Annotated in this window: 11 protein-coding genes and 1 pseudogene; 3 read left to right on the top strand and 9 right to left on the bottom strand. The window is 42.2% G+C overall.

All coding sequences use genetic code 11. From position 1 onward, the window contains the following. Window positions 1–93: 93 nt before the first annotated feature. A pseudogene (locus tag V7K76_RS13235) lies at window positions 94–492 on the top strand (transposase family protein); the annotation flags it as partial. Between the two features lie 192 nt (window positions 493–684). Here V7K76_RS13235 and cas6 read toward each other — a convergent pair. The 3 genes from cas6 to V7K76_RS13220 form a co-directional block, all read right to left on the bottom strand. Then, the gene (gene cas6, locus V7K76_RS13230; protein ID WP_334776227.1) at window positions 685–1848 is read right to left on the bottom strand and encodes a CRISPR-associated endoribonuclease Cas6; all 1164 of its coding nucleotides are present in this window, start codon (window positions 1846–1848) and stop codon (window positions 685–687) included. 95 nt (window positions 1849–1943) lie between these two features. Next, entirely contained in the window at window positions 1944–2564 is a 621-nt protein-coding gene (locus V7K76_RS13225) for a hypothetical protein (RefSeq protein WP_334776228.1), read from the bottom strand. Window positions 2565–2697: 133 nt separating this feature from the next. After that, on the bottom strand, window positions 2698–4908 hold the full coding sequence (locus V7K76_RS13220) for an EAL domain-containing protein (protein ID WP_334776229.1): 2211 nt from the start codon (window positions 4906–4908) through the stop codon (window positions 2698–2700). A 536-nt stretch (window positions 4909–5444) separates the two neighbouring features. Here V7K76_RS13220 and V7K76_RS13215 point away from each other — a divergent pair. Continuing rightward, window positions 5445–5576, top strand: a complete 132-nt coding sequence (locus V7K76_RS13215; RefSeq protein WP_334776230.1) for a hypothetical protein — start codon at window positions 5445–5447, stop codon at window positions 5574–5576. A 225-nt stretch (window positions 5577–5801) separates the two neighbouring features. Here V7K76_RS13215 and V7K76_RS13210 read toward each other — a convergent pair whose 3' ends face one another. The 3 genes from V7K76_RS13210 to V7K76_RS13200 form a co-directional block, all read right to left on the bottom strand. Continuing rightward, window positions 5802–10046: an ATP-binding protein gene (locus tag V7K76_RS13210; RefSeq protein ID WP_334776231.1), complete on the bottom strand. Its 4245-nt coding sequence runs from the start codon at window positions 10044–10046 to the stop codon at window positions 5802–5804. A 313-nt stretch (window positions 10047–10359) separates the two neighbouring features. Next, complete coding sequence (locus tag V7K76_RS13205; RefSeq protein ID WP_334776232.1) at window positions 10360–10566, bottom strand: helix-turn-helix transcriptional regulator; 207 nt, start codon at window positions 10564–10566, stop codon at window positions 10360–10362. A 313-nt stretch (window positions 10567–10879) separates the two neighbouring features. Beyond that, complete coding sequence (locus tag V7K76_RS13200) at window positions 10880–11200, bottom strand: hypothetical protein (protein WP_334776233.1); 321 nt, start codon at window positions 11198–11200, stop codon at window positions 10880–10882. Between the two features lie 127 nt (window positions 11201–11327). Here V7K76_RS13200 and V7K76_RS13195 point away from each other — a divergent pair, with 127 nt between their 5' ends. Continuing rightward, window positions 11328–11618, top strand: a complete 291-nt coding sequence (locus V7K76_RS13195; RefSeq protein WP_334776234.1) for a hypothetical protein — start codon at window positions 11328–11330, stop codon at window positions 11616–11618. Between the two features lie 169 nt (window positions 11619–11787). Here V7K76_RS13195 and V7K76_RS13190 read toward each other — a convergent pair whose 3' ends face one another. The 3 genes from V7K76_RS13190 to pyrR all read right to left on the bottom strand — a co-directional run bounded on the left by V7K76_RS13190 (window position 11788) and on the right by pyrR (window position 15182). Then, window positions 11788–12714, bottom strand: a complete 927-nt coding sequence (locus V7K76_RS13190) for a phosphodiester glycosidase family protein (RefSeq protein ID WP_334776235.1) — start codon at window positions 12712–12714, stop codon at window positions 11788–11790. An 83-nt stretch (window positions 12715–12797) separates the two neighbouring features. Next, the gene (locus tag V7K76_RS13185) at window positions 12798–14069 is read right to left on the bottom strand and encodes a DUF4912 domain-containing protein (protein ID WP_334776236.1); all 1272 of its coding nucleotides are present in this window, start codon (window positions 14067–14069) and stop codon (window positions 12798–12800) included. A gap of 576 nt (window positions 14070–14645) precedes the next feature. Beyond that, entirely contained in the window at window positions 14646–15182 is a 537-nt protein-coding gene (pyrR, locus tag V7K76_RS13180) for a bifunctional pyr operon transcriptional regulator/uracil phosphoribosyltransferase PyrR (RefSeq protein ID WP_334776237.1), read from the bottom strand. Between the last annotated feature and the right edge of the window lie 102 nt (window positions 15183–15284).

Raw genomic sequence — 15284 nt, 5'->3', positions numbered from 1 at the left:
TAATTCAGTATTATTTTCTTAATTATCCTGACTTTTCGCTTTTATCTTGACTGTAATCTCTTTATGCTTCAAGTTGAAGTGCGGAATGTGGGTTTAAAGACACAAGTTATTATCGAACAAAAAACATTGAAGATTATATGTTTAGCGCATGGTAAAGGAAAAGCCCACGATTTTCGATTATTAAAAACCAGTGGGGTAAAGTTCGCAGAATTATTGAAAGTTCTTGCTGATAAAGGTTATCAAGGAATAGCTAAAATTCATGAACTTAGCGAAACTCCAATTAAAAAGCCAAGGGGAGGAAAATTAACTTCCGAGCAGAAAAAATATAATCGAAAATTAAATAAATTGAGAGTTGTTGTTGAACACGTTCATCGTCGTCTAAAAATTTTTAAAATCTTGTCTTATAGATACCGAAATCGTCATCGGAGATTCGGCTTAAGATCAAACCTAATTGCTGGAATTTATAATTACGAACTCAGCTTAAAAGCTTAAAGACAAACTTAAACACAAATCGAATAAATACGAGCGAGTTCAGCACTAACTTAGAACTGGACAAATTTATTGTGCTAAATTTTATTTTCGGCTTTTATTAAAAACAAATTGTTAGAAAATTTATACAAGATTTCCACTATTTTGGCTCTGTAAATCAAAAAAAAGACAGTTTATCATCATAGCATAAAAAATTTATGCAAGAGTTCTTGTATAATCGACATTATCCTTGAGCGCCCGCCGAGCTAACTTGACGTAAGTTTTCACAGTAGCATAGGGCATCTCTAAATCTTGGGATATCACCTGCAATGATTCTCCCATCTCCCGACGTGCTAAGATAGTTGCCCAAGTAGAAGCAATTTTATCAGTGCGATCGCCTCCTGTGCGTTTTCGTTGTGAAGTGAATAGTGCTGTCAATTCATCAATGCGTTCTCCCAGCAGATTTGTTAGTACCTGAGTAGGTAAATTTATCTCTGATTTCACCCAATCTAAGCGAGTTTGTCCCAGTCCAAAAGTAGTTTTGTGTCCCGTACCGCAGTAAGGAGAAAGGCGTGCCAAAGCATAAAACAATTGGGTAAACTCAGAGTTTGCTAAAGCAGCCTTACTCAAACCACAGGACATTACCCCTGTGAACCCAGTCACCGAACCCCGCTTACCAGCCGCTACCTTCACCGACTCCAAGCGATGCTGATGGATAATTACCACTTCATCTATCCAATCGAGAAAAGGTTCTTGTTCGATTGGGATTCCTGAAAAGTCATTCCAGCGACGTAGGTAGCTGTGAAAAAGATTAACTGGCACCGGCAGGGGAAAATGATGACCTTTGCGGCGAAAGCTGGTAGGCGAGACAAAGCTGAAGTTGATATTAGAGGGTTTCTCTGGTAGAGACTGCAATAATTGTGCGTAAGTACTGGGTGAATGGGCGATACTCACCTGTTTTATTTGCAGGGGAGCGCCTCTTAAGTCGAGGATTTGAGGCAGTTGGGTTAACCATTGTTTGAGAAACTGTAGCACTCTTGGAGACAAAGCATTGAGATGCCAACGGTAAATTTGCTTGGCTTCTAATTGCAGTTGTCTTCCACTGGCGAGGAGTTGACCTTCCAGCGCCGAAATATTGAAGGGCTTTTCTGACTCTCCGTCATGGAGATATGCAGAAAGTTCTGGGTTAAATTGCCGTACTTGGTCGAGAAACCAGGCATGGAGTCCAATCGTGTACTGGGAGTAGAGGGAAGTGGAAGTGGTTGGCTCAAGGTCAAACACCAATCCCACCAGTTCCGTGTCATCTGACCAGGTAGGAATTGAAGAAGATTCTGATTTGGATTTTACTTTGCGACTAGTGGATGCTGCTGCTCTTGCCATCACTGGATGCTATGCAAATGATGTTAAGTATTCTACTATTTTCCGTCCCCTTGAGGGGAATAAGTGATCTCTTTTTGTCCTCTTCTAAGGATTAGTTAAGCAGTGACCAGATTATTTAGCTGCAATTCACACTGTTGAAATACGTAATTGACAGCAGAAAATAATTTATCTAGCTCTTGAATAGAGTAAGATGTAATATTTCTAGTAAATAATTCATCATTTAGCTTGCCAAATTGCCAGCGATCGCCATTAGAAACAATACCAACGATCGTGATTCTCAATTCATCATTTAATCTCTGTGCAGCAATCATTTCTGCCAGACATTGTGCCCACCCAGCTTCAAAATTATCTTGCTTTGCTTCTACTAAAATGAAGTATGGCTTGTCAAATACAACTTTGCCTAAAGGAGAGCGTTTAGCTAAAATATATTCAGGAAATCCTGATAATTTTTCGTCATAATTTAATGACTGATGACTCCATAAAGTAAACTTGCTACTGTATTTCTTCCAAACTTCCTTCAAAACTGGGTAAATCAAGTTTTCGCAAATGGCAAACTCTGAGTTATCCACTACTCCTTCCCGCATTACCGTTTCTAAGTCTTCTCGGAAGTAATCAGGAATATTGAACTCAGCTTCACCGATGAAATTTGATTCAGTATAAGTAGTTTGAAATGCTTTGAGAACTTCACCGATAGTTTTGTAACTACTGAAAGCCATATTGCCATCCTGAAGAAAATTTATACAGTCATTAATTGTCTTACTGTCTTTATCCTTGAAGGTATACACGCATTTTAAGCTTGTATTACTTTTTGTTGAGCAAATTAAATTTTCAGCTAAATTTAGTAATTATTCAGTCAGCATCCTTACAATCCATCTGCACCACACAATTTCTTCCTTGTGCTTTTGCTTGGTAGAGTCCTTGGTCAGCAGCAGCAATTAAGGTTTCAGGAGATAATTGGCTATGAGGTATGATGGTTGCCACACCAAGACTTAGGGTGATAAATTCACTAACATCAGAATGAGGATGAGGCATTTGTAATGCACTAATATTGGTCTGAATATCTCTTGCAATTGCAATGGCCCTTTCGATATCAGTATTCGGCAAAATGACTGCAAACTCTTCTCCACCATAACGAGCAACTAAATCTGCGGGGTGTTTCACTGTCTGAGAGATTGCCTTGGCAACCTGTCTAAGTGCATCATCTCCTGCCAGATGTCCATGCGTATCGTTGTAGAGCTTAAAGTAATCGACATCACACAAAATCAAAGATAGCGAGCCTTGCTCTCGTGCCAATCGTTGCCACTGTGTCTTTAACGTGTCATCAAAACAACGTCGATTTCCTACTTGGGTTAGACCATCTGAACAGGCAAGGCGCTGTAATTCCTGGTTTGCTTGTTGTAATTGGTGGTAAAGTTCTGATTGCTGAATAGCGATCGCAGCTTGACCTGCTAACTGGTTAAATAAGTTAATTTCCGATTGCAGCCATTGTCTGGGACTACGGCATTGGTGAGCAATCAATAATCCCCACAAACGTTTTTGCTGCAAAATAGGTACGACAAGGTTTGCTCGGATTTGCAGACTTTGGAGGAGGTGAATATGACACGGCGATAGTCCCGCAGTTTCAATGTTTTCGATTGCTCTGGTGTTACCTTCTTGGAAGTAAGCTGCACGCGTGGATTTAAAGCACGTATCCATAACGTGAAATCCCAAAATGGACATGCACCCTTCTGCTAAGGATTCTACAGCAACTAACCCACTCCAGTCTGGCTCAAATTGGTAAATCAGCACTCGGTCTACTTCAAACAGTTGTCGTACTTCGGCTGCTGTGGTTTGCAAAATCTCGTCCAACTCCAACGATTGGCGAATGTGCTGCGTCACAGCTGCGACAATTCGCTCGGACTCGCTTTGGTGTTGAACCTGCTCAACTACCTGAGAATTTGCCGATGCTATAGTTAATGCGATCGGATCAAAGTAAGGGGTTGTAGTAATAGGCACTGCACTGGGTTTAGCAATCAAATGGCCTTGAGCAAGATTTGCACCTCGTTCTCGCAGCCAGTTCAGTTCCTCAATGCACTCAATTCCTTCAGCAACGGTTTGGATGTTTAATTTTTGAGTAATCTCTAGAAGCTTCTCAGTAATCGAAGCTTTGTAAAGGTCTTGATGTACATCTCGAATTAACTCCATATCCAGCTTGATAAAGTCTGGACGTAACTGATGCAGCAAGTTTAGGCTGGAATAGCCAGAACCAAGGTCATCAAGGGCGACTAAAAACCCAGCATTCCGGTAGTATTGTAGCACTGCCTTGAGGTGGGCTAAATCTTGAGGACTATCTGACTCCACGACTTCAAAAACAACGCGATCATGCGAAATTCCGGCAGTATCAATTGCCTCTACTGTACTACGTAGGCAAAAAACTGGGTCATAAAGTGACGTTGGTGCAAAATTGATGAAGATATGCCCACTCACTTGATGGCGGCTGAATTGATTGATTGTGCTGAGACGAGCAACTTGGTCGAGTTGTGGTAGAAGTCCGGCTTCAGTTGCTAACTCTATAATTGGTGTCGGTAGTACTAAATTGCCTTGTTCATCCAGTCCCCGCAAGAGCGATTCATATCCAAAAATCTGCGATGTATCGTTAATTGAGACAATTGGTTGGAAGTAACTGGTGAATCGTTCTGCCGCTAACATTTCAACCAGCCAGTCGGATTGGTTCAACTGAATGAAGCGTTGTAATGAGGCTATGTCACTAAAATCGTGGATTTGAGGTTGGATAGTACCTCGAATGAAAAGGACTTGCGTTTCTTTTAATTCTCTCGGTGCAAGTAGTTTGGCCAGGTTACGGGCAATTTCTAGAGACTGTCCGCTTCTACAATTCAAACTCAAACCTGGTCGCTCTTGCATCACTTCATACTCAAGGGCAAACTGCTCTAGGTAGGAGGTGACTTTTGTCAGGGTATGTGGAACAGGGAACCAGAGAAAGAGCCTACCTGCCTCCTGAGTCCGGCAGCGTGCAACATTGCGACAAGCGCAGGTTTTGGAGATAGGACATATTTGGCTCATAGCTAACTAATTTGCTTCCAATTTAGTTTATTATTCCCACTATTTTTACTGTAAAAGATAAACTACCCCTTAAATACATGAAGATTTGATGAGTTAAGTAAACTGAATAATTTAGCTGAGTAAGTAGCTTACCAACACTTACCAAATTTTATACTACACGCTCAAGTAATTGCCGATATATTTTGCGTAATCAAGCAAAATAATCAGGAGTTAGATCAATAATGTAAGTTACAAACTAAAGGTATAAATAAGCAGAATAAAAAAATTTTCTCTCGATTAATTAAGAGTAAATATAGGACTCATATTTGATTTTTGAACAAAACTCAGTACACCTTTATTCCTTCTTCCCAGTCCCCAGTCCCCATTCCCCAGTCCCTTACCTCTACGAGTGATTCAGAAATCAAATCGGATTGCTATATAGCGGTTCCCACTCAAATAAGGTATAGGGGCAATTCATGTAGACGCAAAGCGGCTTCCCGCAGGGTACATTGGTGTCAACTTAACATGAAAACTAGCGTAGTAAAAGCTTTTAGATATTGTCTCGTTCCCAGTCTCCGACTGGGAATGCCATCCTAGAGGCTCCGCCTCGTTTGCTAGCGGCAGAGCCACCAGGAGCAGCATTTCCAGCCGGAGGCTGGAAACGAGGTTTTAAAGGAATTTCAGCTTAAGTTGACACCAATGGGGCTTGTACCCACCACTGATTGTAGACCACTGAATCTTTGATTTAGTGGGGGCTTGTACCCCAAATTAATTAAAAATTATTATCCTCCTTAATTTTTAACTTTTAATTTTTAATTTTTAATTAAAAAAAGGTCATTATTAAAATTCACTAATTCTAATTATGGGGATTTCCCTGTTCCCTCTTAAGCAGTTTATACACCACAGGCGAACACTCAGCCATTCCAACTTCTGCCAATTAGAGTTGCAATTGCCTTGACTAACTCATCTGGTTCCACGGGTTTGGATAGATGCTTTTTAAAGCCTGATGCGAGTGCTTGTTGCTGGTTGATTTCGCCTGCATAAGCAGTTAAAGCGATCGCTGGCATCTGTTTGGCTTGTTTTGCCTGCAATACTTTAATTTGCTGCATCAGCATATAGCCATCTGTCTCTGGCATCCCAATATCACTGAGCAGTATATCTGGTTCTGACTCTGCCAATACTTGCAACGCTTCTTTTGCTGATGTCACAGCAATTACCATTGCTCCAGCTTGCTCTAGCACAAATGTGTGGAAGTCACGAGTATCATTGTCGTCATCCACAACTAAGATTTGGATGCCTGCAAGAATTTCAGTCTCAGAAGCAGGATTTAATGCAGTAATATTTATGTCTTGTTTTGGGGGTAAATCTTTCTTAATTAATGGTAGCCTGACTCGGAAAATCGCTCCTTGCCCTTCACCTAAACTTTCAGCTGAAATTGTGCCACCATGTAATTCTATTAAATGACGAACAATTGCTAATCCTAACCCCAAGCCACCAAATTTTCGGGTTGTTGTGCCATCAGCCTGACGAAAATATTCAAACACATAGGGCAGAAAGTCAGGGCTAATTCCTTTACCTGTGTCGCTAACAGTAATCTGAGCTTGAGTGTCAACGCGCTCTAGTTGAATATCAATTTTCCCTCCTTCAGGAGTGAATTTAACAGCATTCGATAAGAGATTCCAGATAACTTGTTGTAAACGACTAGAATCACCCAAAACTTGCCCGAATGAAGCATCTAGCATTGTCTGAATTTGAATATTTTTAGCTTCTGCTGCCAAACGCACTGTTTCCAATCCCCCCTCAATCACAAGCGCTAGATTGACAGGATACATCTTAAGGTTGAGTTTGCCTTGTAAGATTCGGGAGACATCAAGCAAATCTTCAATTAGTTGAGCCTGTAATTTAGCATTCCGCTCGATGGTTGCGATCGCTTTCTTCGTGGCTGCGGTGTCAAATTCACGAGTCTGCAAAAGTCTCGCCCAACCAAGAATCGGATTGAGAGGCGATCGCAATTCATGGGAAAGCACTGCTAGAAACTCATCTTTAATCCGGTTGGCTCTTTCGGCTTCAGTTCTAGCAGCTTGCTCAAGTTCCAGGAGGCGATCGCGTTCTGCTTCTGCTACTTTGCGTTCTGTAATGTCAATTACTGAGCCAATATAACCTTTAAACTCACCGTCCACCCCAAACCACGGGTTAGCGGCATCGATACAAGAGCGATATTCGCCGTCTTTGCGCCGCAAGCGATATTCCATACGGAAAGCCGAATAACTGCTACTAGCTTCCAGAAAAACATTCCTAGCGTCATTGCCATCCTCTGGATGTACAGCATTTAACCAAACAAATCCCAGACTAATATCCTCGTTTTGACCTGTAAAGTTGTACCAACTTTGACTGAGATAGGTGCAACGGCTATGGCTGTCTGTCACCCAAACCATGAAGGGGGCATTGTCCGCCATGTTGCGGAACTTTTCTTCGCTTTCCCGAAGGGCTTTTTCTGCCTGTTTGCGATCGCTAATCTCTGTAGTAAAAATGCTTACTCCTTCTGCAAAGGGGTAGACGCGATTCTCAAACCAGCGCTGCCAAGTAGGATAAAAGTATTCAAACTGAACAACAGTTTGTTGTGTGTTCGCTCGATGAATCTGAGTATAAAACTCGCTGTTGACCACATCTGGAAAAACTTCCCAAAAGATCCTACCTAGCAAATCTTCCTTTTGGATACCAACAACTGTTGCTACCTGGTCATTAACAAAGCTATAACGCCACTCTCGATCCAACACATAAAACTGGTCTTGGATGCCAGCTAGGACAGTCTCTAAGTGCGCTTTCGCCACCTCAGCTTCAATTCGCAGCCCTTGTTCGCGTTCCATTGCCTCTTGGCGGAGACGAGCCATTTTTAGGGCTGCCTCTACCCGCGCCAACAATTCACGGGCAGAGAAGGGTTTAATCAAATAATCATCGGCTCCCGCTTCTAACCCTTCCACCCGTGCCTCTTCCCCCGCCCGTGCCGACAACAGGATGATGGGAACTTTTTGCGTCTGCGGATCGGCTCTTAATTCTTGCAGCAGTCCAAAGCCATCTAATCCAGGCATCATCACATCTGTCAGTATCAAGTCTGGGACACGCCCACGAGCAGAATCCAAAGCTGCTAAACCGTCCGACACTGATTCCACCTCATATTGCTGACTTAATAGCCGTTTGACATAATCGCGCATGTCTGCGTTGTCGTCAGCAAGGAGAATTCGGGCAGAGGGAGTAGGGAGTAGGGAGTAGGGAGTAGGGGATGAAGATGCCATTTCCCTATTCCCTACTCCCCATTCCCCAATCCCCTCTTCCGGTAGCCAACGCATGGCTTCTTCTAAATATGGGCTTGCACCTAATGCAGTTGAAGCTAAAGTTCGAGGGGCACTAATTCGGTCTGGCGGCAAATGAGCATATCCTGTGGGAATTGACACAGTAAAGCAACTACCTGCGCCTAGAACACTAGTGACATCAACTCTTCCACCATGCATTTGCACCAATTCTTGCACCAGTGATAATCCAATTCCCGATCCTTCAAAAGTTCGTCCTTGCGCCCCTTTGACGCGGTGGAATCGTTCAAAAAGGTAGGGGATTTCTGCTGCTGGGATGCCGATTCCTGTGTCTTTGACTGCAAACTCAATGTGGTCATTTGACCACTGTAAACTGACCGCAATTTCTCCAGTCATCGTGAACTTAAAGGCATTGGAGAGCAGGTTAAGAACAATTTTTTCCCACATCTCCCGATCTACATATACTGTTGCTGGCAGGGAAGGACAATTGACTGATAATTGCATTCCTGCACGTTCTACTGCTGAACGAAATACACTAGCTAGTTCTGTGGTGAAAGTGGCAAGGTTGGTGGGTTCATAAGAAGCTTGAACCCGTCCGGCTTCTATGCGCGAGAAGTCTAGCAAGCTGTTGACAAGTTTCAGCAGCCGAATTCCGTTGCGTTGCACCATTTCTAACTGCTCTAGTTCTTTAGCTGGAAGCAGAGTGGCACAATTAGTTAAGGTGTCTTCTAATGGCCCCAACATCAGGGTAAGTGGGGTACGGAATTCGTGGCTGACGTTACTAAAAAAGACAGTTTTCGCGCGATCGATTTCTGCCAAGGCTTCAGCGCGTTTGCGTTCTTCTTCGTAAGCTTGGGCGTTAGCAATGCTGGCTGCAATTTGAGCCGCAACTAAATCGATGAATCCTTGATAATTATCGTCGAATAGCCGGAAGGGGTTTAAACCAGCAATTAGTATACCAGCTTTTCCCGTTTGACCAGATGGGGCAATGGGTACTGCGATCGCTTGATGGGGCGATCGCTGCCAAACACCACAAGGTAGACTACTAAAAGACACTTCCAAATCGGAAATCAGTTTTGCCCGATGGGTTTTGATTACTTCTGCAAAGGGCCAAACCCCATCAGCATCAAGAGCCACTGTTTCTGGAACTGCTAGATGATTTTGCTCGATGCGACACGTTCCAGCTAAAAAAACTTCCTGCTTATCTGGATCAACCAGATAAATCATTGCGAAAGGGAGATCGTAAGGGTTGCTTTCCAAACAACTCGCACTCACCGTACAGGCTTCATCAAACGTCCGCGCGTCTGCCGTTCTCGCCGCTAGTTCGCGCAAAAGTGCCAACTGACGCTCACCAATAATTCGCTGCGTGTCGTCTGTATTGGCGCAGATAATCCCACCTGTATCGCCCTGGTCATTAGGAACTGGGCTATATGAAAAAGTATAATAGGTTTCCTCTGGGTAGCCATTGCGCTCCATAATTAGCAGCAGCGCTTCGTCGTAAGTGCCCTCATTCTTCAGCATCGCTGATTCGGCTCGGGGCCCAACCTGATCCCATATTTCCCGCCACACGTACGCAGCCGGTTGCCCAAGTGCTTCTGGGTGTTTGCCGCCAATAATAGCCTTGTAAGCGTCATTGTAAAGATTAATCAGTTCCTCGCCCCACCAAACAAACATAGCTTGACGGGAAGTTAGCATAATCCGCACGGCAGTCTTCAAACTCTGTGGCCACTGCTGTGTTGGGCCGAGTGAAGTTTTTGACCAATCCAGTTCTCGCATCCTAGCACCCATTTCACCCCCGCCGAGAAGTAAATTTACGTCGGCGTTTCTGGCTGACGTTGATTCGTTCTTCATTAATTCCTCTCGATTGGTCATGCGTCGGTTACAAGCTACATTTGCGATCGTCTTTTGGGAAAATCCTCTAGGAATTAAGATGTTTAAGCTTCTAAACAGTCATTTTAGAGGATATTTAAGGGTATATACAGCGTGAAATGCTAATGTTGTGACCTTCCAAAGTATTGAAATAGTCTTTTTGGGGCAAGTTGCTGTTTTGGCTATTTTTATTGTCACCTTTATATCATCAATATTCTCAGCTACCAAGGGGGATTCTCATTCAGAACTCACAAAACTTTTCTTATAAGTATGTTGGCTGAATAATTTGACCATGTTAACCTGACTCATTCAGTAGGCTCCTAATTCGCAGTATTGCTAAAAGAGAAGGTGTTACATATCCATTTTTCCACCAATTAATTAATTGTTGGGAAGTGATAGCAAACTCAGTAGCAAAACTTTCTTTAGACAGATTTAACTCTTGCCGCAGGGCACGAACTAGTTTAGGTTGCTTCGCCGCAAGTAAATTTATACTCTGAGGCATATAGATCAAAGTTTATAAAGCACTATATAAGTAAGTCAGTGCTAATATTTCCAGCTATGTTAAGGAATTTTAATGTAGTCAACAATCTCAAGGAAGTTACCCTACGGCATAACACACCCTACTAATTTATATTTCTTCATATACATTGAATTTTTCTCACCGACTTACTTATTATCAATTTTTACGAGAGAGTGTTCTTTTTCGTCTATTATTCTTGAGATAGAGATTGTGATTAAGTCAGAACATCACAAATTTTATCATAAAATTAATTTATCGTTTCCAGCAAAAAGAATATTTGATTTTATTTGCGAAGTCACTTTATCCTAAAATCAGTGGGAGCATCCCAATTTTGCAAGAACATGTTTGTCATTGCATTCGCTCCACGATGTTGCGTACTCTGCGGGTTCTCCGAAGGAGTACGCAATGACAATTTATCACCTGGGTTTGATATGAATGGCACTAAGAAAAGCCCAAAGGCTTGTGTCACCTCGTTCCCAGGCTCCAGGCTGGGAATGTATTCAAAGGGGCTGCTGCCTCTCGTCAAGCTACTGGAGGCGGAGCCTCCCAGAATGGGTTCCCAGCCTGGAGGCTGGGAACCAGTCAGATCAAGGGCTGTATCTTTTCTTAGTGCCATTCGGGTTTGATATAACTTACACATTTGGGATGCTCCCACTTAGTTTGCGATTAATAAACAGGATAATATTTAAATGCTAGAGCAGCAGATTGATTGCCCCACAAGACCTAAGACAAGTGCAATGATCATGAAACTTTTCCAAATAAGTTTAGTGGTCTTAGTACTTTTGATCAACTTAGCAGTTGCTTTCCCCTCTTGGGCAGAAAGTACGCCTTCTTTGACTAGCAATCATAACTACTTTGAAGTTGGGCAAAAAGTTATTTGGCTTTATAAGCCTCGCGCAGATTCTAGCGATATTCAAAGAATTCCCGCCGAAATAGTCAAGTTAAGTTCCAAGCAAGTGCAAATTAAGGTATACAAACATAACAACGAATTTGTCAATCGTTGGGTGAATCCAAACAAGCTTGAGAAGTCGTAAAAAGTTAAAGAGTCAGTATTCTAAAATTACGCTAGATGGAATTAAATCTAATTTTAGCTAGGTACAAAACTATTTATGAATCATTCCTGAGTGACGAGAACACCGACTTCTTCAAGAAGTCGGTGATCTGAGTATTGTGATTTTTATAAATAAAGTAGGCTCGATATTTTTATTTTTTGTAAATCAAAAAAACTGAACCAATCGGCCCAAAATTTTCTACATAAGTTTTCTGGTTGTAATACAATCCTGGAGACATACCTCCATCAAATAAAATCCCTTCTTGAATCTGACCTAAACAGTTATTGCTAGCTATACCTTCTAAGACATTATTAAACATATCTGGTAGTAATTCTTGATTAACTTGAGATAACTCAATATCTGAATTAGCTTTCAAGTCATTAACTAATAGAATTACATAGCCTTGATTAGTAATCGCTGCCAGAGAGCGATTTTTAGCATTTTTACAAGCAAATTCTCCCAAGTCTTGACAAATATCTTTAAATTTACCCTGACGATAAAATCTGCCATTACCACCCACTAAATTGTAATTGAGAATATCGTTTTTTCTTCTGCCTGTTTGGATAGTAGCTTGTCGCTGGTTGGGTGTACCCCCTGATATGCCAAAGGAAGAACGCTTATTTTTAAATACTCCTGAATATTCTACGCCACGAGAAACATTTAAGCCCTGTGGTTTATCATCAGTACCTATATAGTCAGCATTAATTGCGGCAATGGGTAGCTGTCCGTTTAATTTGGCATTTTCATCAGTGATGAGTTCATGAAACTGTTTTGCTACATATTCTTTACGCAATTTACCCCTAGCATCTTTGGCGTAGAGTTTATGAGATAGACCAAGATTAACTTTGAAATCTAATTCTGCTGATTTGGGATTAAAAATAATCACATTATTAATACCTCTGGGATTTTTTTTACCTTGATTATTGGTTTTAAAAAAATCAATACTGAACTTGGCATCTTTGCCAGGACAAGTTTTAGATGCTTTTGAGACTGAATTTGCTTCAATTTTTTGACAACCTGATAATAAGCTTGCACTGATTATCAAGATAAATAACAAAAATAATCTTTTTGTAGACATATAATGCAAAAAAACCGCTACAGAATTACTATAGCGGGGAATAATTTAAAATTTCAGTCTGGAGTTAATCTGAGAACCAAAACTTAAGAAAACCATTCTAAAACAGCTTCTTCTTTGGTGTTAGTATTCCGAGATGGTGTTTCACGATTAAACTTCATTTGAATTGATCGGGTTTGTTCACCATCAGCAGCGACAGCCAAAATCGGATAGTCAATTAAACCATCTTGGAAGGACATCTGGAAACGGAATGTTCCATCTGGATTTAGCTGAATTGGACGGCCACCAATGGTTACAGTAGCATCAGGTTCGGTTGCACCGTAGACGATCAATTCAGCATCGGCAATTAACCAGAACTTGCGTGGACGCACTGGTACAGCAGAAGCCGAGAAGCCAACACCTGACATTCCTGCACCGGAAGCGGTTAACCCAGATGCCCACAGACCAACACCAGAGGGGAAAATGTAGGAACTGAGAGCTTGTTCGGGACGCGCTAAACCTGGTACTTGATGCTGAGAACCAAAGATAGAACCAGCAACCCGTAACACTTCGGCAGATTCCGCTAAACCAAAGATTTGGTCGTAGATGGGGTTGCCGTTATTCAGGTTGCCGTTATTCACAACAGTATTACCATTGGCGGTGGCGGTAGCTGCAACCTTCTTGGCAGGGGGAACTAGTTCGTATTGAGTCTTGCCACGCAAATCTTCTTCTTCAAAGTTGACAGTGATGAAGACATCCTCTATCCAGTCAGAAGGATAGACGGGTGGGATGTGTACTCTCGATGAACGAGCTAGTACTAACCAGCGACCATCAGCAGCACGATAGCCGATATCGATCACATAATCGCGATCGCTAACTGGAACTGGTAAATACCATTCTCTTGCTAGTTCATCAGCTGGATATTCTTGAATACTGTGGGGGCTTTGGTATTCGATATTAATGTCGGTGACATCATAAATCCGCAGTGCGAGTTGTTGTCCCCCTTGGCGGCGCAGTTCCTCTTTGTGTTCATTGGGAACATCCCAGTAAGTGTAAGCCCACTGAGGATCGCGCGGTAAGAGTACAATCCGGCTATCACCATAGCCAGAGGGCAAATCTGCCAGTCCTTCATCAACATCAGCCAAAGATCCGCCAGTACGATCTTCCTGACCTAATTCAAACTTTGCAGCTTCCACGGTTTCTTGTGCCTCCAATGAACGAGATGGACTGAGTAAATTTTTGCTGCGCTGGACTTCTTGTATTGATGCCAGCAGTTGTGATTTACGCATTCGGCTATAGCGAGAGATGCTATATTCGCTAGCAACTTTGCGTAGTTGGCGTAAGGTCATCTCTTCTAGTGGTGGGCGTTCTTTTGCCATTAATTTGGCCTCCAGTAGTTTAAGCGGTAAATGATTTCCCCTGGTTAAAGAATGCTATATAAAAATCTCATCCACTCCAGATGAATTTCTTATCCTGACTCCTGGTTTTGCCCAGTTTTTAAGTTTTTAATCTGTTTTTAAATTGAGGTAACATCCTTGCGATTCCTGATTATGCCAAAATTAGCATTTCTTTGGGATCGTGAGGAGTTCTGTTTGTTAAGTCAATATTAACCACTAAGCATATCTAGGGATCAAGGGGTAAGAAGTAGGTTTTTTGCCTGTTTCACGAATTTATCAGCCCTTCCGGGATCATAATGTCATGTTTTCATCACATTACTGGCGAGTTTGAGATTACAGCATCGTCATAATATAGATTTTTCATGACATTAAGCTGTGGGTTAGCCAAAAACCGCAATCCATTCAAAGGGATTGGGGATTTGCCCAATGACTAACGACTAATCAAATTTTGAAACTATCTATATTCTCGAATATTATCAAAATCAGTCTCAGTTTTTGAGCCGAGAACTCGAAACCCAAACCAGAAGCGCTATAGTTCCGCCTCCCAACCCCTAATGCCTAATGACTAATCAACTCCACTGCATCTCGTCCATCGAAATTTTGTAAGTAAACTTTGACAATTTCTTCTTTAGCAGTAGGCAACTTCTTGCCAATAAAATCTGGGTGAATTGGTAATTCTCGATGACCCCTATCTACTAATACGGCTAAACGAATCACCTCTGGTCTACCGTAATCGTTAACTGCGTTCAAAGCAGCACGAATTGTCCGTCCTTTGAAAATCACATCATCTATAAGTACAACTGTTTTGCCTGTAAGGTCAAAGGGAATTTCGCTTTTCGTTGGAGTCCGCAATCCAATTTTGTCAAGGTCATCTCGATAAAATGTAATATCCAAAGCGCCGACTGACACGGCTACACCTTCCAGTGTCTCAATTTGACGTGCCAGCAATTCAGCTAATAACACACCTCTGGTATAAATACCAATAAGCACCAGTTGAGACAAATCACGTGTCCTTTCGATAATTTGAGAAGCAAGGCGAGTCAAGGTACGACGGATTTCTTCAGATGAGAGAATTTCAACTACTTTGGCAGACATAGCTACAGACTGAAGATATGGGGATTGGGGACTGGGGACTGGGGACTGGGGATTGGGGACTGGGGACTGGGGATTGGGGACTGGGGACTGGGGACTGGGGAT

This window comes from Nostoc sp. (assembly GCF_036917975.1).
In the GTDB taxonomy this organism is placed as follows: Bacteria; Cyanobacteriota; Cyanobacteriia; order Cyanobacteriales; family Nostocaceae; genus Nostoc.
The sequence above is the reverse complement of the archived record's forward strand: the minus strand, read 5'-3'. Positions and strand labels throughout refer to the sequence as shown.